The sequence below is a fragment of the Bacteroides sp. NSJ-48 genome, from assembly GCF_014287405.1.
GTDB classification, from domain to species: Bacteria; Bacteroidota; Bacteroidia; order Bacteroidales; family Bacteroidaceae; genus Bacteroides; species Bacteroides stercoris.
Map to the genome: position 1 here is coordinate 1 of NZ_JACOOD010000056.1, position 21,898 is coordinate 21,898.

Annotated in this window: 31 protein-coding genes and 1 pseudogene; 19 read left to right on the forward strand and 13 right to left on the reverse strand. The window is 46.0% G+C overall.

All coding sequences use genetic code 11. The features are described from left to right. Nucleotides 1–122: 122 nt before the first annotated feature. From H8S52_RS17615 to H8S52_RS17625, 3 genes are read right to left on the reverse strand one after another with little or no spacing between them, the layout of a single operon-like run. Nucleotides 123–2,132 carry an alpha amylase C-terminal domain-containing protein gene (locus H8S52_RS17615; protein ID WP_186910308.1) on the reverse strand — a complete coding sequence of 670 codons (2,010 nt, stop codon included), beginning with the start codon at nucleotides 2,130–2,132 and terminating at the stop codon, nucleotides 123–125. Between the two features lie 25 nt (nucleotides 2,133–2,157). Next, nucleotides 2,158–2,604 carry a YhcH/YjgK/YiaL family protein gene (locus H8S52_RS17620; protein WP_022103458.1) on the reverse strand — a complete coding sequence of 149 codons (447 nt, stop codon included), beginning with the start codon at nucleotides 2,602–2,604 and terminating at the stop codon, nucleotides 2,158–2,160. A gap of 31 nt (nucleotides 2,605–2,635) precedes the next feature. Next, complete coding sequence (locus H8S52_RS17625) at nucleotides 2,636–3,301, reverse strand: DUF2461 domain-containing protein (protein WP_005654044.1); 666 nt, start codon at nucleotides 3,299–3,301, stop codon at nucleotides 2,636–2,638. Between the two features lie 298 nt (nucleotides 3,302–3,599). Between H8S52_RS17625 and H8S52_RS17630 the strand changes: the two genes are divergently transcribed. Continuing rightward, nucleotides 3,600–3,839 carry a hypothetical protein gene (locus tag H8S52_RS17630; RefSeq protein WP_005654046.1) on the forward strand — a complete coding sequence of 80 codons (240 nt, stop codon included), beginning with the start codon at nucleotides 3,600–3,602 and terminating at the stop codon, nucleotides 3,837–3,839. 24 nt (nucleotides 3,840–3,863) lie between these two features. On the opposite strand, the gene H8S52_RS17635 is transcribed toward H8S52_RS17630, so the two are convergent. The 6 genes and pseudogenes from H8S52_RS17635 to H8S52_RS17660 form a co-directional block, all read right to left on the reverse strand. Further along, on the reverse strand, nucleotides 3,864–5,561 hold the full coding sequence (locus H8S52_RS17635) for an alpha-amylase family protein (protein ID WP_117906262.1): 1,698 nt from the start codon (nucleotides 5,559–5,561) through the stop codon (nucleotides 3,864–3,866). Between the two features lie 27 nt (nucleotides 5,562–5,588). Next, a complete protein-coding gene (locus H8S52_RS17640; RefSeq protein WP_005654050.1) occupies nucleotides 5,589–6,398 on the reverse strand; it encodes a patatin-like phospholipase family protein in 810 nt (269 codons plus the stop codon). 88 nt (nucleotides 6,399–6,486) lie between these two features. Beyond that, nucleotides 6,487–6,882 (reverse strand): phosphoribosyltransferase, encoded by a 396-nt coding sequence (locus H8S52_RS17645; protein WP_186910309.1) that lies wholly within the window; start codon nucleotides 6,880–6,882, stop codon nucleotides 6,487–6,489. Nucleotides 6,883–6,896: 14 nt separating this feature from the next. After that, a complete protein-coding gene (locus tag H8S52_RS17650; protein WP_117954601.1) occupies nucleotides 6,897–8,018 on the reverse strand; it encodes a DUF362 domain-containing protein in 1,122 nt (373 codons plus the stop codon). A 149-nt stretch (nucleotides 8,019–8,167) separates the two neighbouring features. Beyond that, nucleotides 8,168–8,647, reverse strand: coding sequence for an HU family DNA-binding protein (locus tag H8S52_RS17655; protein WP_186910310.1), 480 nt, complete (start codon nucleotides 8,645–8,647; stop codon nucleotides 8,168–8,170). A 173-nt stretch (nucleotides 8,648–8,820) separates the two neighbouring features. Then, nucleotides 8,821–9,231 (reverse strand): annotated as a pseudogene (locus H8S52_RS17660) (alpha/beta hydrolase); the annotation flags it as partial. Between the two features lie 394 nt (nucleotides 9,232–9,625). Between H8S52_RS17660 and H8S52_RS17665 the strand changes: the two are divergent. Next, the gene (locus H8S52_RS17665) at nucleotides 9,626–9,868 is read left to right on the forward strand and encodes a hypothetical protein (protein ID WP_007751495.1); all 243 of its coding nucleotides are present in this window, start codon (nucleotides 9,626–9,628) and stop codon (nucleotides 9,866–9,868) included. A 408-nt stretch (nucleotides 9,869–10,276) separates the two neighbouring features. Here the strand turns inward: H8S52_RS17665 and H8S52_RS17670 are convergent, their stop codons facing one another. After that, the gene (locus H8S52_RS17670; RefSeq protein ID WP_007758935.1) at nucleotides 10,277–10,981 is read right to left on the reverse strand and encodes a helix-turn-helix transcriptional regulator; all 705 of its coding nucleotides are present in this window, start codon (nucleotides 10,979–10,981) and stop codon (nucleotides 10,277–10,279) included. Nucleotides 10,982–11,096: 115 nt separating this feature from the next. Here H8S52_RS17670 and H8S52_RS17675 point away from each other — a divergent pair, with 115 nt between their 5' ends. From H8S52_RS17675 to H8S52_RS17750, 16 genes are all read left to right on the forward strand, one after another. Next, nucleotides 11,097–11,312: a hypothetical protein gene (locus H8S52_RS17675; RefSeq protein ID WP_007751500.1), complete on the forward strand. Its 216-nt coding sequence runs from the start codon at nucleotides 11,097–11,099 to the stop codon at nucleotides 11,310–11,312. A 21-nt stretch (nucleotides 11,313–11,333) separates the two neighbouring features. Then, nucleotides 11,334–11,726, forward strand: coding sequence for a hypothetical protein (locus tag H8S52_RS17680; protein WP_007758936.1), 393 nt, complete (start codon nucleotides 11,334–11,336; stop codon nucleotides 11,724–11,726). 145 nt (nucleotides 11,727–11,871) lie between these two features. Next, nucleotides 11,872–12,138, forward strand: coding sequence for a hypothetical protein (locus H8S52_RS17685; RefSeq protein WP_007751507.1), 267 nt, complete (start codon nucleotides 11,872–11,874; stop codon nucleotides 12,136–12,138). Between the two features lie 61 nt (nucleotides 12,139–12,199). After that, complete coding sequence (locus tag H8S52_RS17690) at nucleotides 12,200–12,580, forward strand: hypothetical protein (RefSeq protein ID WP_007758937.1); 381 nt, start codon at nucleotides 12,200–12,202, stop codon at nucleotides 12,578–12,580. Between the two features lie 11 nt (nucleotides 12,581–12,591). Then, on the forward strand, nucleotides 12,592–14,697 hold the full coding sequence (locus H8S52_RS17695) for a hypothetical protein (protein ID WP_032558185.1): 2,106 nt from the start codon (nucleotides 12,592–12,594) through the stop codon (nucleotides 14,695–14,697). A gap of 36 nt (nucleotides 14,698–14,733) precedes the next feature. Beyond that, a complete protein-coding gene (locus H8S52_RS17700) occupies nucleotides 14,734–15,615 on the forward strand; it encodes an ATP-binding protein (RefSeq protein WP_007751516.1) in 882 nt (293 codons plus the stop codon). Beyond that, nucleotides 15,612–15,869 (forward strand): hypothetical protein, encoded by a 258-nt coding sequence (locus tag H8S52_RS17705; RefSeq protein ID WP_007751518.1) that lies wholly within the window; start codon nucleotides 15,612–15,614, stop codon nucleotides 15,867–15,869. Before H8S52_RS17700 ends, H8S52_RS17705 begins: the two co-directional genes overlap by 4 nt. Beyond that, nucleotides 15,838–16,500 carry an ATP-binding protein gene (locus H8S52_RS17710; protein WP_032558186.1) on the forward strand — a complete coding sequence of 221 codons (663 nt, stop codon included), beginning with the start codon at nucleotides 15,838–15,840 and terminating at the stop codon, nucleotides 16,498–16,500. Before H8S52_RS17705 ends, H8S52_RS17710 begins: the two co-directional genes overlap by 32 nt. Continuing rightward, on the forward strand, nucleotides 16,481–16,702 hold the full coding sequence (locus H8S52_RS17715; RefSeq protein ID WP_007751522.1) for a hypothetical protein: 222 nt from the start codon (nucleotides 16,481–16,483) through the stop codon (nucleotides 16,700–16,702). Before H8S52_RS17710 ends, H8S52_RS17715 begins: the two co-directional genes overlap by 20 nt. Continuing rightward, the gene (locus H8S52_RS17720) at nucleotides 16,702–17,172 is read left to right on the forward strand and encodes a DUF4406 domain-containing protein (protein WP_007562536.1); all 471 of its coding nucleotides are present in this window, start codon (nucleotides 16,702–16,704) and stop codon (nucleotides 17,170–17,172) included. Before H8S52_RS17715 ends, H8S52_RS17720 begins: the two co-directional genes overlap by 1 nt. A gap of 18 nt (nucleotides 17,173–17,190) precedes the next feature. Further along, nucleotides 17,191–17,424: a hypothetical protein gene (locus H8S52_RS17725; protein WP_007562534.1), complete on the forward strand. Its 234-nt coding sequence runs from the start codon at nucleotides 17,191–17,193 to the stop codon at nucleotides 17,422–17,424. Between the two features lies 1 nt (nucleotide 17,425). Beyond that, nucleotides 17,426–17,848, forward strand: a complete 423-nt coding sequence (locus H8S52_RS17730) for a hypothetical protein (RefSeq protein ID WP_007562532.1) — start codon at nucleotides 17,426–17,428, stop codon at nucleotides 17,846–17,848. 6 nt (nucleotides 17,849–17,854) lie between these two features. After that, nucleotides 17,855–18,040: a hypothetical protein gene (locus H8S52_RS17735; RefSeq protein WP_007562531.1), complete on the forward strand. Its 186-nt coding sequence runs from the start codon at nucleotides 17,855–17,857 to the stop codon at nucleotides 18,038–18,040. After that, a complete protein-coding gene (locus tag H8S52_RS17740) occupies nucleotides 18,027–18,224 on the forward strand; it encodes a hypothetical protein (protein WP_007562529.1) in 198 nt (65 codons plus the stop codon). The genes H8S52_RS17735 and H8S52_RS17740 overlap by 14 nt, the downstream gene beginning before the upstream one ends. Before the next feature lie 18 nt (nucleotides 18,225–18,242). Continuing rightward, the gene (locus H8S52_RS17745) at nucleotides 18,243–18,905 is read left to right on the forward strand and encodes a DUF3164 family protein (protein WP_007751532.1); all 663 of its coding nucleotides are present in this window, start codon (nucleotides 18,243–18,245) and stop codon (nucleotides 18,903–18,905) included. Between the two features lie 110 nt (nucleotides 18,906–19,015). After that, on the forward strand, nucleotides 19,016–19,285 hold the full coding sequence (locus tag H8S52_RS17750) for a hypothetical protein (RefSeq protein WP_007562525.1): 270 nt from the start codon (nucleotides 19,016–19,018) through the stop codon (nucleotides 19,283–19,285). Here H8S52_RS17750 and H8S52_RS17755 read toward each other — a convergent pair. Both H8S52_RS17755 and H8S52_RS17760 read right to left on the reverse strand, forming a co-directional pair. Further along, a complete protein-coding gene (locus H8S52_RS17755; RefSeq protein ID WP_007562523.1) occupies nucleotides 19,268–19,729 on the reverse strand; it encodes a hypothetical protein in 462 nt (153 codons plus the stop codon). The two genes, H8S52_RS17750 and H8S52_RS17755, sit on opposite strands and share 18 nt — an antisense overlap. Before the next feature lie 4 nt (nucleotides 19,730–19,733). After that, entirely contained in the window at nucleotides 19,734–20,357 is a 624-nt protein-coding gene (locus H8S52_RS17760) for a hypothetical protein (protein WP_172772470.1), read from the reverse strand. 68 nt (nucleotides 20,358–20,425) lie between these two features. Between H8S52_RS17760 and H8S52_RS17765 the strand changes: the two genes are divergently transcribed. After that, complete coding sequence (locus tag H8S52_RS17765) at nucleotides 20,426–20,674, forward strand: hypothetical protein (RefSeq protein ID WP_007562519.1); 249 nt, start codon at nucleotides 20,426–20,428, stop codon at nucleotides 20,672–20,674. On the opposite strand, the gene H8S52_RS17770 is transcribed toward H8S52_RS17765, so the two are convergent. Further along, nucleotides 20,636–21,898 (reverse strand): toxin glutamine deamidase domain-containing protein (locus H8S52_RS17770; protein WP_186910311.1); only part of this gene is annotated, 1,263 nt, incomplete at its 5' end. The genes H8S52_RS17765 and H8S52_RS17770 overlap by 39 nt on opposite strands.

The window sequence follows — 21,898 nt, forward strand, 5'->3', positions numbered from 1 at the left end:
TTTGGCCGTCAAACCTTGTTTTCGGGGGAATACCTAAAGATACAAAAAAGCCAACTAATTCGCAATAATTTGTGTATGAATTAGTTGGCTAATTTTGTAATATTTAATGAATGTCCCTAATTTTATTTGCCTCTCTTCAATACCATTGCCGTACGTGCCGGAATGTAAAGTTTAAGCCACTCTTTTTTCTCTTTTTTATATAAAGGGTCTGAAAGAGTAAAATGCTTCACTGTATCATCAGTCAGTCCATGGCCGCCATAATCAGGATTATCTGTATTTAAAATGACTTCGTACTTACCGGCAGGAACTAAAAATCCATAGTCAGTGAAAGACTGTTTGGGGTTGAAGTTGAATACAAATATCAAATCCTTACGCATATACGCCAATATCTGATCACCGTCATTATGCCAGATTTCCTGAATTGGTGTAGTTTGGAAGTTTTTTACGCTTTTAATAACTTCCAACATGGCGCAATCAAAATCGCCCAGATAATGATATGCCAGATTCTTATTATCTACCAGATTCCATTGACGACGGGCATATTTGCACGACCAGCCATTACCTTCACGGGGGAAGTCTATCCATTCGGGATGACCGAATTCATTACCCATGAAATTAAGATAACCGCCATTGATAGTCGATGCTGTGAGTAAACGTATCATTTTATGCAAAGCAATACCGCGATGTACCGTATAATTTTCATCGCCTTTTTGCATATGCCAATACATATCGGCATCTATCAAACGGAAAACAATGGTTTTGTCGCCTACCAACGCCTGGTCATGACTTTCTGCATAAGATATTGTTTTTTCGTCCTGGCGACGATTGGTTACTTCCCAAAACATGCTGGACGGTTTCCAATCTTCATCTATCTTTTCCTTGATAGTCTTAATCCAATAATCGGGAATATTCATAGCCATGCGATAATCAAAGCCATAGCCGCCATCTTCAAATTTGGCTGCCAGACCGGGCATCCCCGATACTTCTTCCGCAATGGTGATTGCCTTGGGGTTAACTTGATGAATCAAGCGGTTGGCAAGTGTCAGATAACAGATCGCATTATCATCTTGGTGACCGTTGAAGTAATCCCCATAATTACAGAATGCTTCGCCTAAACCGTGACTGTAATACAACATAGAAGTCACGCCGTCAAAACGGAAACCGTCGAAGTGATATTCTTCCATCCAATACTTGCAGTTGGATAGTAAGAAATGGATTACTTCATTCTTTCCATAATCAAAGCAAAGCGAATCCCATGCCGGGTGTTCACGACGGGCACCCGGATAGAAATATTGATTCGGATCACCGGCAAAGTTACCCAAGCCTTCAACCTCGTTCTTCACTGCATGAGAATGAACAATATCCATGATAACGGCAATACCCATGCTGTGGGCAGTGTCAATTAATTCCTTCAGCTCTTCCGGAGTACCGAAACGGGAAGAAGCCGCAAAGAAACTGGAAACATGATAGCCGAAACTTCCATAATAGGGATGTTCCTGGATTGCCATAATCTGAATACAATTATATCCGTCTTTGGCTATGCGTGGAAGAATCTTTTCCTGAAACTCTCTGTAACTGCCTACTTTTTCCTCCTCTTGTGCCATACCGATATGGCATTCATAAATCAGCAGCGGGTCTGTAGCAGCTTTGAAAGTTTTTTTCTTCATCTTGTATGGTTTCTCCGGAGACCATACCTGCGCACTGAATATTTTGGTTTGCTCATCTTGGACAACCCGGTTGGCCCATGCCGGGATACGTTCGCCGCAACCGCCGTCCCAATGTACCATTAACTTATACAAGTCACCGTGTTTCATGGCATCAGCCGGGAGCGTTATTTCCCAATTACCGTTTGCTTTTCGTTTCAGACTGTATTTTTTCTCTTCTTTCCAATCGTTGAATGTACCAATCAGGAAAATCTGGGTGGCATTGGGAGCCCATTCGCGGAAAACCCAGCCGTTATCAGTACGATGCAAACCAAAATAAAGGTAGCCGGATGCAAAATCCGACAATGTCTGTTTCCCTTTATTGGTTAACTCTGCCTCTTTTTCAGCGGCATGTTTATGGCGGCCGTTTATGGCATCTGCATATGGTTCCAGCCAAGGATCGTTCTTAATCAAATTCAGTGTTTCCATAGAGGATTGTTTTTGGGTATTTGTATTATGCTTTAACTTTCACAATAACTTTTTTCACGCCGTCCGGAGTGATTCCGGGAGCATGTCCGTCTTGTGGGAAGAAAATGGCAAACATACCCGGTTTTACTTCGATATAACTTTCTGCCAGACCGGTAAAGAAAGTAATATCCTTTTCCGCGTTATAAGGAGCATCTTCCGGCATACAATCTTTTGCTGCGGTATACCCCATTATTTCAGTACCTGACAGAGGTATTTGGATATCAATAAAGTCTTTGTGCGTTTCCAGTTTGGCATCTTCCTTTGTTTTAGGTTTGGTTTGCGCTACGTTTACAAGCAAATCCTTACCTTTAAGTTCGGTTTTTCCCACTTCCAGAGCGTTTAAATCGTGTGATTTCAAAAACTCAATAGCCTGTGCGAATAAAGGATTCAGCGAAGCATATTTCTCTATGTTTTCAAGTCTGTCTACTACCATAATTCAATTGTTTTTAAATTAGTTTTTAAATTTATTCAAAGTCGTCTATCGTGTAATTCACAAAATCGGAAAAACGTTTCAGTTGCCTGAAAATATCATCTGTACGTTCCAAAAAATCTGGAGCCAAAAAGAAACTGTCAGGCTGATGACAGGAAACTGTATATTCTTTACATTGCAGATATTTCAAATACGGATAGTCTTTAGAGAAACCTTTTGGAGCTGTTTTTAGGAAATTCTCGCCGACAACGGGAAAATATTGTTTAAAAGCCGGGTCTTCGACAATTCCTCGAAACTCATCCATGTTATCATAAACCGCTTGCCTCAAAGCTTTCAGCAGGGGAGAGGGCGGGCAATAACTGCCACCTGCCAAAAGGCAGTTGCCCGGTTGTAAATGAACATAGTATCCGCAATGGTCTGATTTCTTTCCTTTGGCATTGATATAGCCGCCAAAATGATTTTTATAAGGCGTTTTATCTTCGGAAAACCGTGTGTCTCGGTAGATACGGTATGTACAGTCTCTGGCTTCAATTCCGCGAATGCTTTCGTCAAACAATGAGATACGGGAGATAATTACTGTCAGCAAGTTCTCAAACTCGTTCCGGGCATTTTCATACTGCTCCCGATGGGCGTTGAACCATTCACGATTGTTGTTGGCGGATAGTTCTTTCAGAAATTGAAATATAACAGGGATGTTCATATCGTATATATCCTTATTTCTGCCAAATTTACGGATAATATTTCTAACATGCTACAAATAGGCATAAAAAAAGCATCGGCTTGGGTAAACCGATGCTCCTTACACATTTATCAATCAAACAGACGCTTCTGTTTTTTGATGTACTTACTTATCACAAGCAGGTACGTCTCCTTTAATTAATCTTATATCTAATACTATGAAAAACACATCTATATAACGTTACACTTTCAGATTTTGTTCATAAGGGTAAGGATAACTTTAGTATTTGTTATATCTTTGTCGGAAAAATAAATAAAAGATGGAAGAGTATAAATACGATGAAGAAAGTGTTAATGCACTGGTTAAGTGGGCTGAAACGGCAACATTTCCTGAACAGGTCATGTTAAGCGATGCTGAAAATATATTTGATGTAAAAAGGTATGTACGGGCTAATTTGAGCGATATAGCCGCCCATTACCCTGACGAATTCTATAATCCGGCTATTACCCGCCTATATAGATTAAAAGATAAAATGGAAGGTAAAGATAATGCAGAGTGATTTGGTCACCCTGCATTATCTTTTTCATAGCTTTATTTTGAGAATCTTGCCACTGTATCCTTCTACAGATATTTCCGTCGCCTTATAAGGCAATAAGCTTATATTTTCTTCTTTACCGGTCAATAAATCTACGGCTCGGTATTGTTCCATTTGCGGTATTTGCAGAAAATCGAAAGCGTGGGAAGGAATATTGATTGCAAGGTCTGCCGATATATGGTCGAAGTTCACGACAAACAGCAATAAATCCCGTCCGTACTTGCGCAAGAAAGTATATTGTTTATGTTCGTTGAAGCGCCAACCATTGATGTTGGCATACATCAGGTCAAAGAAATCTCCTTGCGAAATCGCTTTTTCTTCATTGCACAATGTTAATATGCGTTGATAGATGCCATACAAATGCTTCTGATTGTCCGTCAGCATCTTCCCGTCAAATTTTCCGCCGTTGCGCCAGCGGCGTATGGTGTCCACGCTCCAATAGTCAAAGATAGTGGTACGTCCGTCTCTGCCGCTGAATCCTTCGCTGTCCATCCCCAGCTCGCCGAACTCCTGTCCGAAATAAATCATCATGGGATTTACATTCATACAAGCCGATACGATGAGGGCGGGAATGGCTTTACGCGGATTGCTTGCAAAGAAATCGGAAGCGATACGCTGTTCATCGTGGTTTTCCAGAAAATTCAGCATTCGCTTTTCTATCCCGCCCAGGCTTTGCCATGCCCGTGTAATGGCGGTAGCGGATTCGTTGCCGCAAACTATTGCACGAAGTGTGTCATACAATCCCACTTTATCATAGAGATAATCAAATTTTCCACGAAACAGATAATTACCGTATTCTTTCGGATTATACACTTCGGCAATAAAGAGTAGGGTAGGGTATTTGGCTTTCACTTGCGGAATAGCCCATTCCCAAAACTCGACAGGAACCATTTCCGCCATATCGCAACGGAAACCGTCGATATGCTTCTCCGCCCAAAACATCAGAATGTCCAGCATTTTATTCCATGTATCGGGAATGGGGTTGAAATGGCAGGTACCGCCATTCTGGTAATCCACGCCATAATTCAGCTTGACCGTTTCATACCAGTCGTTGATGTTGGGATATGCGTCAAAGCGGTTATTTCCGGTAGCTTTGGCCGGGAACTCTTTATAAGGTTCGGCAGCAGCGCCTTTCATATCAAATTGTCCATGCAGTTCCGATTGCGGAATATAATAGAAGTTGTTATAAGGGCTGAACGCATAATCCGTATCGTCATTTGCTCCCAGTTGAGAAGTCCCGTCCGGCTGCATATCCGAATGATACTGACGCGCTACGTGGTTGGGAACGAAGTCGATGATAACCTTCAACCCGCTGCGATGAGTGCGTTGCACCAGATTTTCAAATTCTCTCATGCGTTCGGGAACGTCTTTCGCCAAATCTGGGTCTACATCATAATAGTCTTTTATTGCGTATGGCGAACCGGCTTTGCCTTTTACGATAGCCGGATGATCGGGGCGGATGTTGTAGCGACGATAATCCGTTTGCGTTGCATGTTCAATAATGCCGGTATACCAAATATGGGTAGCACCCAGCTTTTTGATTTCTCCTAATGCCTTGGCGGTAAAATCCGCCATCTTGCCACATCCGTTTTCGGTAATACTGCCGTTATTGATGCAGTGGTTATTATTATTTCCGAATAATCGGGTAAACACTTGATAAATAATCAGTTTATTTTCGTCGCTCATTTCTTTCTATTTAGAGAATGGTTATTTTTATTCTTTCCATATAGTGCCTTTTTCTATTTGCAGGCGCTCCAGTATATCATTAGTGGCATTATATCCTTGCATAAATATCTCCTCTGCCTTTTCCAATTCCCTGTTGCTGTAACCGTCCAGGTTGTAAGGCTCTATCAACAGGTCGGCTTTTTCCCGTTCGGGAAATGAATTGGAGCGGAACATGAAGTTGTACGAACGTAAGGCAACACTTACAATATTCATTTTGTACTTAGGCGCCATTAATGGGCTGACATTGATTGCCACAACTTTCTCGCATACCCGCCGGATGGTAGATACGGGCAGGTTCATCAGCAGTCCGCCGTCTACGTAGTACGTCTCGTCTATTTTTACGGGTGCAAACAGTACAGGCATACAGCAGGATGCGGCTACGCGTTCTGCAATATCTCCTTTATGAAAATGCGCAAGGCGTCCGTGGTCCAAATCCGTGGCGGTGATAATCAGCGGCAGCTGCAATTCTTCCAGTTTCTTCGCTTTCAGGTTGCTTTTCAGAAAGTCTTTGAATTCACTAAGTTCAAACAAGCCCACTTTGGGAATTACCAGCTTCGTTAAATCCTGGAATTTATGCCCGGCAAAATAATCCAGAACTTTATGAGGTTCGTTGCCGTCCGCATAGAAAACACCAGCCAGCGCACCTGCGCTGACACCGGAAATGATATTGGGCTTTATATCGTGTTCCAATAAAGCCTGCATGGCTCCTAAATGGGCAAAACCTTTAATGAAACCGCCGCTCAAGGCATAACCGATAGAGTATTTATTAGAGAACCAATTGTTCGTTGCTCCTTCCATGTTGTTGAAATCTACTATTTTTTGTTCGGTACGAAATTAGTTATTTTATCGTAGTAAGAAAGGAAAATAGCAGAAAAATGTTCATTTATTATAATATCCACGGAAATTTGAAACACGTTTCATCAAACAGCGCATAGTCGGCCGTACCGTTTACTGCAAAGGTTTTGATGCTGCGTGCCTCTTTCAACAGTTCGCGTGCCAACTTTATGGTAGCTCCTGTTTTTATACGGTCGTCCACCAGCAAGATGCTTTTTCCCTTGAAATTAAAATCGACAGGAGCCAGCAATTGCGGAGCATCGTACTTAGGATGCTGATATTCGTCCCTCAGATTGATACGCAGCAGATGCACTTCTTTTTGTAAACGCTGATTGATGATACCTGCCGGAACGATACCGCCATTGGCAATGGCTACAATCATATCAAAATCATCGTGAAACTCAATCGTACGGAAGCGTTCCAGCACTTCTTCCATTGTTTTTGCCATAAGAGTAATGCGGTTTATATTTTTATCAACTCGTAATCCATTGTTCCCAAGCCTATTTTTTCGGCGTGACGCAATCCGGCAAGCCAGTCCGTATCAGGATGTATCATGTGGAATTTGTCGCAGCCGCACAAGTCTTCGTGTTCGTGCTTTTTGGCAAGCACATTATCGCTGTGCAGTACGGGAGCCTGAATTACCAGGTCCGCACACGCCTTATCTAGCGCTACGGGGTCTGCCGATGCCAGCATGCCGAGGTCGGGAATGATGGCGGCATCATTATGGTTCCAGCAGTCGCACTCCGGCGATACGTTCATAATGAAACTGATATGGAAGTGCGGCTTGTCTTTCAGCACGGCAACGGAATATTCTGCAATCTTGTAGTTCAGCCGTTCGGACGTATCCCAGTCGCTCACTACGGCGGCGTCGTGCTGGCACAGAGCTACGCATTGTCCGCATCCCACACATTTGGTATAGTCTATTTCCGCTTTGCGTTCGGCATTCAGATGAATGGCATCGTGGGCGCAGTGTTTGACGCAGATATTGCATCCGATACAATTTTCGGTGGCAACTTTGGGCTGTGAGGAAGCATGCAGTTCCAGCTTACCGCCTACGCTGGCGCATCCCATCCCGAGGTTTTTCAGAGCGCCGCCAAATCCGGCCTGTTCATGGCCTTTAAAATGGTTCATGCTGATGATTATGTCCGCATCGGCAATGGCAGTACCTATCTTGGGAGCAGGGCAGTATTCTCCGTCTACCGGTATTTCTCTGTAGTCCGTACCTTTTAGTCCGTCGGCAATAATCACCTGGCATTGGGCGGATATAGGATTGAAGCCGTTCTCCATGGCGCTCTGCAAATGGTCTACCGCATTGGAGCGACGTCCGGAATACAACGTATTGCAATCCGTCAGAAAAGGTTTGGCTCCGAAACTGCGGAGCAGATTTGCCATGCGGGCGGCATAATTAGGACGGATATACGCCAGATTGCCCGGTTCGCCGAAATGTATCTTGATAGCGGTAAAACTGTCTTTTAAAGGAAGCTGTCCGATGCCTGCACGTTTAAGCAGACGTTCCATCTTATCTAAAAGGTTAGAGGTGGGAGAGGTGCGTAAGTCTGAAAAATATACTTTGGCTTTTTCCATGATAGATAGCTGTTTATTATGATTGTTTCTGCAAAAATAATAGATAATATTAAATAATGGCAGGTATATGCAACAAAAAAAGCAGCGGAGTGGATACCGCTGCTTCAACTTTGTTTTCAAGAAAAGGCAATTTGCTGTCTCTATGACAATCAGCCTAACGGGTTTTCTTCTTCGCCGCCGTTGCCGGAACCGCCACTGCCATTGTTCCCGCTACTGCTGCTGCCGTCCGTATAGTCGGTGTCTATAGGTACGGAACGGGTAACGCTCATCTCATTCAGCATGCGGTTGAATATCTTTCCCGGTGTAAACACGATACGTTTTGAAAGGATATTGCTTGCCTTAACGGCATCTTCCGTGCTCGCGCTTTTGGTTTTAATTGTGGGACGGAACAATCCGAATTCACCCATTTGTATGGTCTTGCCGTCGTCGATATCTTCCGCCATCATATCTACCAAACCGCTTACCACCAAATCCACCACTTTGCGGTGAATGCCGCACAAACGACTGACCTTTTCACACATTTTGTCGAAGTTCATTTTACCCGAACCGACAGATTTCGCTACATACTTTTCTGTGTTCGTCTTGTCAAAGCCGAATACTCTTTTGGTTACTACATACTGTAAAGCCATAATTGTTAAAGTTTAAAAGGTTAAAAAAATAAGGTTTACTAATGCCATTTATTTTTAATGACTATGCAAAGATACAACGGGCGTCCGCCGCCGCAGTCCCCTTTTAAACCCTTTAGAAATGTTTTTCCAATAATAAATTGCTATTGTTGCTGAAAAGTCTTATGGTCGTTTTTCTATTTCAGGTTTTTCCGGAAGAAATCCTCCAGCTTATCAAAAGGAATCAGGTCGGTACGGTCGTAAAGGTCCACGTGTCCTGCACCGGGTACGATGTATAGTTCTTTGGGGTCGGCAGCACGGGCATATGCATCTTCGCTGAACTCACGAGAGTGTGCCGTATCGCCAGTGATGAAAAGCAGTGCGCGGGGAGAAATCGTTTCGATGTCATTAAAAGGATAGAAGTTCATGAACTTCACGTTACTGGTCAGTGTAGGGTGGGTGGTAGTTGCGGGAGATGCACCTTTCGGGGTGTATTCGCCACGTTCGGTACGATAGAAATCATAAAATTCTTGTTGTATGGGATTGGATGCATCCGGACGTTCGTGCATCGTGCCACCTGTGTATTTCACTTCTCCTCCCTGAAATTTATGGGGCATAGAACGAAGCGGTTTTTTCAATGGTCGGGAAAAATGGGCGAAAGGTTTTGAAAACCAAAGGGTTTAGGCATGATCGGGAAAATGGGCTGAATATTTCGAAGCGGTTTTTCTCTTTACATGGCTTACATCTGCTTTACGTTTGAGGGGCTTTTCTTCGGATATTCGGGGGATTGCTTTACATCGGGCTTGCAGATGGGGCTAAAACGGCCTGGAAGGGTTTTATTTTCGGCTGTGTGGCCGTTTTATGGCTGGGTTGATGGATTTTGTTATATGATGGTGTGAACGGCTGTGTGGCCGTTTTTTTGTGCCTATTTTTAAAGATGTTGCCTTAAAATTCTTCCAAATAAGTATTATTTGGTATATTTGCAGCATAATAGAAACGAATATGGCAAAAGTGATTCATGTGCATTTGCTGCATAAAATAGACGGGACGAAGCAGAAAGATTGGTATTTCAGCAGTATATCGGCTGTTTATACGGTTCTGACGGCAGATCAGGTGGGGGCAACCAAGAATTACCTGCTTCATGCCGGGCTGTCTGGTAACGGCACAATATGCACGAAAAAGGCTATAATTAAGCAATCTACGCTCATCTCGGGTGGTAGTAAGGGAATGGTTAGAACGATATAATAGCGCCGTTAGAAAGGCTTGTAGGCGTTATTTCTTTGAATGCTGATTGGGGAGCTTATGGCTCCCTTTTTTTATGCCCCTACGGTTGGTTTTATTTGGTTAGGGGTTACTATTGGGGTTACTGTTAGGGGTTACTACTTCTTTAAGTTAGGGGTTACTTTAGGGGTTACTTTTTCAGTTCTCAGAGGGTACGCCCGAAATAGGAAACTATGTTATAAATGAAAGCAAGTGCCGTTTTTCTCTGTTTTCAGAGAGGAAAAACGACACTTGTTTGTGTGATATACCTTATTATAATAAAATAAATCCTTTGATTTACAGTGTATTTACGAGTTTGCTTCAGGTAAATTCCTTCAAAAGTGTGTGCGTGCGTCCTTTTTTAGCCTTCTGTAGGAGGCATGCGTGTACCACTTAGAAGAACTTGCTGATACTTCCGATTACTTCAAAGACATTGATGATGCGTGATTTGTCGAATTCCTGTTCATCGTAGTCATTGGTGTTGATGGGGATGAAGCGCAGCTTGTCCGGATCCGGCGACCTGCGGAGGATTTTAATGGTGCGGATGGTATCCAACACCACTGCATAGATTTCGCCATATTGGATGTCGTTGAGTGTGCATTGGTGCAGGGCAATGATGTCGCCATGGTTTATTTTGGGTTCCATGGAGTGCCCGGTGACATTGCACCAAAGGCTGGCTTTTTCGAATCCCCTTATTACAATGTTGGTGGCAGGTATGTTTACCTGTGAATTAAACACTTCATCAAAGCCCCCGATAAAGTCCACATCGTAGTATGGTGTACCGATGGATGGGTTCATAGATGTGGTAGGCAGAGTCGAAGAATTTGCTTCGTCTATTGTTTTAATGCCGTTCAAATCATCTTTCAACATGCTTCCTGCACCAGTAAGTAACCAATCGGCAGATAATTCCGGATAGGCTAATAGAATTTTTTCAATATTCATTGAGCTCATGCCTTTGCCAGACACCTTTGCTTTCCCAATAAGTCCAACAGAAAGACCGGCATTAACAGTCATTTGATTGTCATTTATGCCCTTTTTCTCCATGAAATATTGAAGTCTTTCTATAAAATTCATATCCTTATATTGATTTTCTTCCATATTTAGTTTGATGTATTGAAATAATTCTATATATTTGCAGCGTGTTTAAGATGTAAACAGCGCGCCAAATATACAAAAAAGGCGTGTGATTAGCGAATTTTAAGGATTAAAGAAAATGAAAGCAAAAGTAATTATAGCTCAAGCAACAGCCGAGACCGCCGAAGCTCTTTACGGACTGGTCAAGAAGATGGTAGATACAACAGCAATCAAGGCTTATCCCAGTGTAGATTATCAGGCAGTTTTCTTTTCAGCTGATAGATACGACTTAGACTTTGTAAAAAGAGTATTGGCGGATAAGTGCTTTTCTTTCAAAATTGAAGATGCAGAATAATACAATAAAATAAGTGAGTTTATGACACAGCAAGAATTTATGGAACGGACGGGGATAACCCCTACAGCAGAGGATTTTGATTACATCCATGCGGTTTATCTGAACACTTCGATGAACAAGGATGAGTTCTGCAAAGATTTCAAGAAACATGGGGACAGCCGGATTATCCGCGATGTTCATGTGCGAGTGCTGAACTATGAAATGAAATGTGAACGTCAAAAGGAAGTTATCGACAACCTGACCGATTTTCTGATTGGCAAGGCACATGCGTATGACGATACCGATTTCCGCAAAGAAGCGGTAGGGCTGGTCGGTGAGATGGAAGTGGTGAAACGGACCATTGAATTGGGGCTTCCGCTTTGGGATGAAGACAGGATGGTTGTCCTTTCGATGATAGAAGAACAAGGCAAATAGATTGCCGGATAACTGGCAGCCCGGAAAGACGGGCAGGGGCGGCAGGCACGGCCGGAGAGTTGGTAAATCGAAATAAGAAAGCGTAGAAAGCCGTCGGGGTTCGATTCCCCGCGCTCCACGATATAAACTTTTAAAATTTAGAGTTATGGCAAAGAATTTCAATCCGAGAACAGCAGAGAGTCTGTTCAAACAGAAGTTGCGCACGATGATAGGCAGTACGGCACATACGCAGAATATTGCCGACCAGGCGATGGAGCTGGCTGGACAATTCATGACGGAGGATGAGATAAGCAACTCGGATGCCTACCGGGTGATAGAGAATGTGAGCTGTGTGTGTGAGGAAGCGATGCAGGTGCTGGTCGAAGAACTGCAGAAAGGGACACGCCTTCATGAAATACTGACGGGTGATTAGGAAATAGCGGAAGCCGTTGAAAACCTTTGAACGAACGATAACGATTAAAAAGTATGACGATATGAGAAAGCAGATTTTGACAGATAACGAGACCAAGACCTTCTTGATGAAGACATTCGGATGCAGCCGTCAGGCTGTGTGGCAAGCACTGAATTTTGTCCGTGACAGCGATCAGGCGCGCCGGATACGCACTCTTGCCCTGAAGCGAGGCGGCAAACTGACTGACGGGAACTTCATCCCGAACTGCGAAACCACCTTCGAGGAGTGCGAGAAGACCATGACCTGCACTTTCGGTCCCCGTGTAAAACTCGTGGTCCACAGAAAGACCAATGATGTGGATGTGTACGTGGACGGAAAACGGACTGAAACCTACCAATGTGAATTTGTATCGGATTTCATGCAGCTGCAGCACGAGACCCAACAGATGGCATCTGCCTTATAAATAGAAATGAAATGGAGTATTATGGAAAGATATTGTGCATATCCTACAATGACCTGACTTACGATGACCGACCGGTGATGGTGAACGGAAAGGCAGACTACAGCAGAAGCCGCACGCTGAAAGGAGTTCATCCTTCCACTCTTTCCGAAGAAGAACTTGCTCCCATCATGTCGATACCCAATTACAAGAAGTTAGCGGCAAAGGAGAAAATCAATGTAGTTCGATCCGGAAGAGGTCTGGGAGGTTACGTTTTGGTAGAAATAGCCACCATGCCCCTACGGTTTCAGGAAAGGATAAAACTAAAATACGGAGATATGAAAGAAGACGTAATAAGAAACTGGCTCGGCAGCCATTACCACATCGATGCGAAAGCCCGGGAATTTTACACCCGGTTCCGTTTTGACAACGGAGATACACTGCCACCGGAACACATCCAAGAATATACGGTAAACGCTTCGGTAATTGAGGCAGTGATGCGTGCCATGGAGGATGCCACGTTTATGCGAAAGGCCATGAAGGCCGGGCCGGTGAACTGGGGCGAACTGGCAGGAGCCATCAGTTACTACCAAGCAGAGTTCGGACATACCTTGCCTGTCAGTTCCAACCGCTTCAAGAAGCGTGTGAATGACTTCAAGGCCAACGGCTATGAAAGCCTTATCAGCCGCAAGTTCATGAACCAGAACCGCCGGAAAGTGACCTATGACATTGAACGCCTGCTGCTGAGCATCGATGCCCAACCGGAGCAGCCCTTCAATACCACCGTGTGGGAACAGTACAATCTATTTGTGCAAGGAGAACTGGAGCTATATGACCCCGAAACCGGCGAGGTGTTGAATCCGGCAGACTTTACCGACAAGGATGGAAATCCGCTGGTATTGAGCCCGGCCACAGTAGCCAACTACCTGAACAACCCCAAGAACAAGGCCCTTCGCGGTAAGCTGCACATGAGCCAATGGGATTTCAACAATGCCTACCGTCCTTATCATCTGCGCAGCATCGGTGAATATTCCTTGAGTAAGGTTTCTCTTGACGACCGCGACCTGCCGCGCCCAATGAAGGATGGCAACCGAGTGAAAGCCTATTATGCCTACGATGTGGTGAGCGGTGCTGTGGTGGGATATGCCTACAACCGGTACAAGACTACCGAGTTATTTTTAGACTGCATGCGAAACATGTTCCAGACCCTGGACCGGAACGGCATGTATATCCCCGCCGAGTTAGAAGTGGAACACCACCTGGTAAGCGACTTTGCCGACGGATTGATGCAAGCCGGTACCGTCTTCCCCCTGATCCGTTGGTGTAACCCCGGGAACTCGCGTGAAAAACGTGCCGAGCACAAGAACCGCGAAAAGAAATACGGTGTGGAGAAACGCACGCAGGTAGGTATCGGCCGATGGTATGCCAAGCTGGAGGCCAACCGCCCGAAGGAAGAAAAGGTGTATGACGAAAAGAACAACACCTACAAGGTGAAGACCTATAGTTATGAAGAATTGGTAGCCGATGATATACGCGCCATTGAGACCTTCAACGCACAGCCTCACCCCAACCAAAAGCGCTATCCGGGCATGAGCCGTTGGGATGTGCTTTGCGCCCATCAGAACCCGAACCTTGCACCTTGGGACAAGGCCGTTCTTTACCGGTTCATCGGACAGCACACCGAAACAACCATCCGGCAGAACACCTACTGCACGGTGATGTACAACCAATACGGACTGCCCAGCCCGGAAATCATCGAAAAGCTGGAGCCGAGGAACTACAAGGTAGATGCCTATTATCTGCCCGATGCCGACGGAACCATCAACGAGGTATATATCTACCAGAACGGACGATATATCGCCACCTGCAAGCCCGTAGCCCGTTACAATGAGAATACAGCCGAGCAGACCGAGTACGACAAGGCAGCCTATACCGAACAGTCCAAGTATGTAGCTCAATTCGACAAGATGATGAAGGACGGCAAGATCAAGCGTGTGGGCATCCTTGCCAAAGAGGAAGCAAAGCTGATAACAGAGGTACAGGCGGAAGCCGTTCCCCTTCCTGCACAAGCCGAGGAAGAAGATTACTCAGCCTATATGGACATCAGTGCCTTCGAGCATGATGCAGTAGCCAAGATATAATTAACGACGTTAGAACGAATTTAAAACAGCATTCAAATGGAAATAACAAATGAAGTAAAGCAACGTATTGTGGCAGCGATAGCCGCCGACCGTGAAAATTATCCCAGTGACAACCGCCATGCCACGGCACTGGGCATAGCCCCCAGCGTTTACAATGCCATCAAGCGGGGCAATTATGAAAAGCAGGTCAGTGATGCCAACTGGGTAGGTATAGCCCGAAGATTAGGCGTGCAACTGCGTACAGAAATACCTTGGCTGGCAGCACAGACCCCGACCTACGTGTTTGTGAGCAAGCAGCTGGAAGTGTGCCAGGGAAGCGGGCTGAGTGCCATCCTGTGCGATATGCCCAATATCGGCAAGACCTTTACAGCGAAAGCTTACGTGAAGCAGCACAAGCACGCCGTATATGTGGACTGCAGCCAGGTGAAGACCAAACTGAAGCTGATACGCTACATTGCCAAGGAATTCGGTGTGACCAGCAACGGACGCTATAGCGACGTGTATGAGGATCTGGTGGCCTACCTGCGCACGATTGATACGCCCCTGGTTATCCTGGATGAAGCCGGGGACCTGCAGTATGAAGCCTTCCTGGAGTTAAAGGCGCTTTGGAACGCTACGGAACGCTGCTGTGCCTGGTATATGATGGGTGCCGACGGATTAAAGGAGAAGATCAACCGCGCCATCGAAGGCAAGAAGGTGGGCTATACCGAAATGTTGAGCCGCTACGGTGACTCCTACAGCAAGGTGACCCCGGACGATGCGCAGGAACGCGAAAAGTTTCTGAAGGCACAGGCTGCCATCGTCGCAAAAATCAATGCCCCGGACGGTGCCGACATTGCCAAGATTGTTCATAGCACCGGAGGCGGCTTGCGGCGCGTATATACCGAAATCGAAAAATTAAGGAGGATGCAGGCATGATAAGCAAGATAGAAATGCAAGCGATGGATGCTGTTATCGGTATCCATCGCGAGATGAGAAAAGCGAATGAGATAGACTGGGAACAGCGCAGATATGAAATTGCCAAAAGCATGCTTCCGGTAGTAAGAAGCAATTCATCAGGTATAATGTCTATAAAACAAGTTGCCAGACTTGCTGTGGACTATGCTGATGCTCTTATTGAAGAATTGAAAGGAGGTAACCGTGAAACTGAAGAGAGCCTACAGTCCCGGTGAGGTGCTGAACATGAAGATTCCCCGGTTCGAGTTTTCCGGGGACTGGCAAACCTCGATAGGCAACCCGGCCAAGAGCGGCGTGTGGATTATTTGGGGAGCCAGCGGAAACGGTAAGAGCAGCTTTGTGATGCAGCTGGCCAAGTACCTGTGTAGCTTCGGACGCGTAATTTATGACAGTTTGGAAGAAAGTACCGGTTTGTCGTTCCAGATGAGCCTGAAACGGCACAAGATGGGTGAAGTGAAAAAGAAGCTGATTATCCTTGACCGGGAACCGATGGAGCAATTGGAGGAACGGTTACGGCGCAGAGGCAGTCCCGGAATCGTGATTATCGACAGCTTCCAATACAGCGGCTTGAACTACAAAACCTACAAGGAGTTCAAGGAACGTCATCCCAAGAAACTGTTTATCTTCATCAGCCATGCCGAGGGGCTTCATCCGGCAGGTAGAAGCGCCCGCAAGGTGGAATATGATGCCGATGTGAAAATCATGGTAAGCTGTTTCAAAGCCTGGTGCAAAAGCCGCTTTATGGAGCGGCCCGGTGAGCCCTACGTGATATGGGAAGAAGGTGCTGCCAAAACATTGAAGGACGATAATATGGAGGATTATTTGAATGATGGAATGGGAGAATAAGCTGTACCAGATACTCCTGAAAGAACAGGAAGCGGAGGCCGTGGTGGACGATTGGGTAGAACGTAACATACAAAGCGACCTCCGTCTGCGCAGGGCCAAGACAAAGGGACACGTAGTGATAGAAACCAGGGATGTGATGTTTGCTCGGAATATTCAGGTATGGCATCCGTCCTGCCAAATAAACATTAAAGATTTGAAGTGATGGAAAAGAAAGAAGAAAAGAAAGTGTGCTGCATCTGCGGCAAAGAGTATGAGGGCTACGGATACAATCCGTTCCCGGTGAAAGAAGAAGGCTGCTGCTGCCAATCGTGCAACTACAGTGTGGTGGTTCCGGAACGGTGGGAACGACACAAGGCTTTTCAACGTGGTGAAGCGACCGGTGCCGGGAAAGTGTACATCAGCGGAGCCATCGCGCACTATGATATGAATGAGCGCAAGGAAGCCTTCAGCCGTGCCGAGGAGAAACTGATGGCACAAGGCTATGATCCTGTAAACCCTTTCAGGAACGGATTGCCGGATGAAGCTCATTGGAGAGCCCACATGCGGGCCGACATTGCCCTGTTGCTGGCTTGTGACTATATCTACATGCTGAAGGACTGGGAACTGAGCAAGGGAGCCAAACTGGAGCTTGACGTAGCCAGTTCGTGTGGCATTAAAGTATTGTTTGAATAACCTTTTAATAGTGAATGTATGGAAGAAAAACAGAAAGTTCAGGTCGTATTTGAATTTGACCGTTCCGAGTATGACGCGTATCTCTTTTTGATGAATCAAAAGAAGACGAAAGAGGTAGAGCAAATATGGAACACCATGAGCGGTGAGCCTGTGGTTGCGGATATTGATTTGTTTGAAGAGGACAGCCAGTCTGTAAAACTTATGATGATAAGTTTGGCAATTCTTTCAGTGGAGAAAAAAGTGAAAGGATGATATGGCACAGGAAGTAACCAATTTCGCCCGGTTCTATGCATTGTTCAACAAACTGCCTTATCAGGGCGATCGGGAGGAATTCAAAAAACAAATCGTGCTGCAGTACACGTGGAACCGGACAGACAGTCTGAAGGAAATGACGGCCAAGGAGTATGAAGTTTGTTGTACTGCTCTGGAGAAACTGAGCGGACAAGACGAATGGCGGCAGAAACTTCGCGAGGAACTGCGACGGAAACGCAGCGTCTGCCTGAAGCTGATGCAACAGTTGGGTATAGACACCACCGACTGGAACCGGGTGAACGAATTCTGCAACAACCCCCGGATAGCCGGCAAGCCCTTTGTTCAGGTTAGTACAGCCGAGCTGGAACAACTGGCCATCAAACTGCGGGCTATCCAACGAAAAGGAGGTTTAACCGATAAATAGAGCAATATGGATAAAAAAGCACATGAAGCGCTTGAGCGCATAAGAAAAGACGTGACCCTTACGACATCCGATATGGAGAACCAGGATGCAGCGGAGTTTTTCAACGAACTGGCCGACTGGGCGTATGCCAATGGGGAGGCCATGCTGATAGACGATGAACCGGAAAAGCAGGATGATTATGAGGATAGATGACCAAGACAAGCTGATAAAAGCGGGGTTCTGTATAATACGAAAGGATGATTATCCAGGCCCGAGGATAAAGATGTGTACCGGCATAAACGGTGGCTGGAAGACATACAAGAAGTTTGAAACCAAAGCAGAAAGAGACAGGACATTCGCTTTGCTGCTGAAGGATGACAAAGTAATAGCTGATTAACAACTAAAATGATTTAAAATGGAAAAGAACAATCAAAGTGTGGACATCAAGTCCCTGAGTAAAGAACAGCGAGCAGCCCTCATGGCCCAGCTGCAGCAAGAAGAGAAAGAAGACCGCATCGCCCGTCGTGAAACTTACGAGGCATTACGCGGTGAGTTTATGCACGAAGTAAAGACCAACGTTCTTGAGATGGTGAATGCCGTGACCGGGTTCCGCGGATGGCTGGAAAAAGAAGCCGATGCCTTTACCAAGGTGATGAAGGAATACGGCCAGGTGAAAAGCGACGAACAGCGCAGCTATACCATTACGGACGGAGACTTCCGTCTGGAAGTGAAAAGCAACAAGGTGAAAGGCTTCGATGAACGAGCCGACATGGCAGCCGACCGTCTGATTGACTATTTGAAGCGCTACATGCAGAACAGCGAGAAAGGTTCTGATGATCCGATGTATCAGATGGCCATGACCCTGCTGGAGCGCAACAAGATGGGCGACCTGGACTACAAGAGCATTTCAAAGCTGTATGAACTGGAAGATAAGTTCGATGAAGAGTATGCAGACATCATGCGCCTGTTCAAGGAAGCTAATGTAGTGCAGCGCAATGCCACCAACTACTACTTCAGCCGCCGCAACCCTGAAAACGGCGTATGGACCCGCATTGAACCCAGTTTCTGCCGTTTGTAGCCGAAACCCGTTAACCCTATAAACAGAAAGCGCCGCAGTTGTTATAATTGCGGCGCTTTTGTTCTTAAAATAGATGGAAATCAGTTATTTTTGTAAGAGAAATAAAATGTATGGGCAAAGGACGGGATAAAGAACTGATCAAGCTGCGTGACGAGGCACTATGCCGTCGTTACTACTATTGGACAGAAATACAGCGGTTGCGGTTCGACGATGCTTTAAAAGTGTTGTCGGAGCGCGAATTCTTTATATCCGAGGAACGTATCATGACCATCATCCGCCGGAAATCACGTGAGGGAACAGACTACAATCTGAAGCCTGTTCCCAAGGTGAAAGCCCCCCGTCTGACTGCCGCCCAGCTGGAACTATTCCCCATAAGATGACGGCATGGCCGATTCATCGTGCAGTGTGAATGAGAACGTCATTTCATAGACCTTGATGTAATGCGGCATGGCATACGAACGGCTTTTCTCGCGTACCAGCGGCGAAGCGTTGTCCGTGCATTGCAGACACTGCAGCGACTTGTATAATTTCTTGGCCAGCTGCTGCCTTTCCCTCACCTTGTCATACGTGCCGGATGCGTAGCTTGTATCGTCGTAACAATCGATGGCCAGCCGGACGGTCAGTGCGGATTCGCTTTTCTGTGCCCCGTATCCGAGGTCGTGCCAGTCGGAGTTTGTATTTCCGATTAATACACAAGGGAAAGTGACCGGGTACTGGTCTTCTTCTGCTCCCATTTCCAATTGTCCGTAGTCCTCGTCGATGAGAGAGAGTTCCGGCATTTCCTGTGCAATCTGTTCCATGATTGCGATAAAAATTTCGTCCATATCGTTATTGGTTTAAAATGTTGGTAATTTCCTGGTCCACCTTTTCCCGGATACGCCGGTTCAATTCTTCGCTTTCGCCCATGAACTGGCGCTGCGGGATGCGGATGTGCAGTTTCTTTTTTTGGGTAAGCGCCATGTTCCTCCAGAACTGTGCCTGCGGATTCAGTTCCTTCGGCTTGGAACGTCGTTTGACGCGTTTCTTTTGCCCTGTGCCGGTTTTTTTTCTTTTTCCCGAAGCCTTGTAGAACTTGGCCCATGCAAAGCGCCTCATGCGGTCTGTGACGGTGACATCGATTTCCCCGCCCCAGTTGTTGATGGGTGCATAGACCACCTCGTTGAATACCCTTACCCGGTAGTCTGCAGGTGTATATCCGACCGATTTGAACAGATGTTTCCTGCCGGAGAGCAGCGTTCCATAATTGCTGGCGGCATCGGAACCTCCCGAGGACAGCCGTTTGGCTTTGGGCCAAGGGTGAAGACCGCCATTGACAAATCCACCCTGCCGGAAGTTATCCTGAAAATGGTCTTTGGCCATTCGTCCTACCATGACTGGCATTTTGCGGCGCATCATACTGTCCAGCCTGTCACGTTTCCGCTTTATCATTTCCGTAAAATCTTTTATGTCCATAATCATCAGTAATTCAAGAATAATTTATAACTTTGCAACCGAGGCTTCCAATATGCCTTTTATGCGTTATGAATATACCGGAACAAGTAAAGAACGAGGCCCGTGTACTTATTGAGCAATACGGTGACACCTTCGAATACCTTGGTATTTATGAAGGCCAGGAAGCCTATGTGTTCAAGTTTCCGGGGGACTCCTGTACCGGTTATCCTTTCGTCTATCTGTATGACGGTAAAGACGCAACCGAAATAACCGGTCCGTTATCCCTTGACGTTATCGATTCATGTATCGAAAATATCGAGGAAGGAGACATCGAATAGCTTATTGTCAATTCTCAGGACTCCCCTGCAGTTGTGGGAAGTCGCAGCTCCTATTTCACATAAATATTTTACGTCTTTCCATTCCATTCCTGAACCGGCAGAATTATCGCTTTGGGGTTCGATATACCTTAGTTCACCATCCGCAAACCGTTGCAGGATTGTAGCATGACCTCCTCCACTTTTCCAGCCGATGCACAATTCATACACGCCTTCTTCCTTACATACCTCATTGAAATACTCCATGTACCTTTTAGGGGTCATTTTCAGGTATCCTTTGTGCGCAAGCCAGCTGTTTATACTTATATGTTGCGCCGGAGTACCGTCGGTGTTTTTCCAGACTTCAAAAGCACGTCCATTACTCAGATATTCAAGTTTAGACCCTGCGACATTGCCTTTGGCGGTAATATCCCATCCACGTAATCGTAAAGCGTATGCCGGTGCGCAAGTCTGGCAGTTGATACTGTATGGAGTATCCCGTTTTTTATCGTAATCGCTGTTCTTCCGGTATCTGTTTCCCCTTTTATCGCGGTATATTCCTTTGGAATCCAAAATATACTCTTCCACATGTTTGGGATTTGCATTCTGTTTGTCCGCCTTATCCACATCCATAGGTTTTCCTTTTTTGATTTTAAGAGCCTTTTCCATTTCGAGGTTGTTCCGGGCAATGGCCATTTTTTCCTCCCCGGTAAGGTAGTCCGGCATTTCCGCAATCATCTCGTCAATACGGGCCATAAGTTTATCCACCGCTTTTTGGGCACCCTTGTGGGCTTCTGCCTGATATGGATGATTGTCGGAAAACAGTTTGCCGTCCGTTCCCGGATTGTTATCCAGTCCGGGCTGGGGCTTGTTCTTGTCGTCTTCGTCCGGAAGTGGTGTCGGCTCCTCGTCGGTGGCAGTGAGGTCGCACTTGCAGTTCCACCGGTCGCCCGGTCGGTGGATGTTCCAGAACGTGTCATCAATCGGCCGGATGGTATTCCAGAACGGGCGGTGGTCAGCCCCCGGATGAATGGAGGTGGACGGTAGCCATTTGAGGTTGGGCAGAATATCGCGTTCGCGCAGGAACTGTTGCCAGTCAGCCGCCTGATGCGCCCGGATGACCGCCGTATCATACTCCGTCCGCAGCCAGTGACGAACCTGATGGGAAGCAATGGGCAAGACTTCCTGTACCCATTTGTCGAACGGTTTTAAAATGCCGTTTGAATCCAATAAAAGTCGTGCCATGTC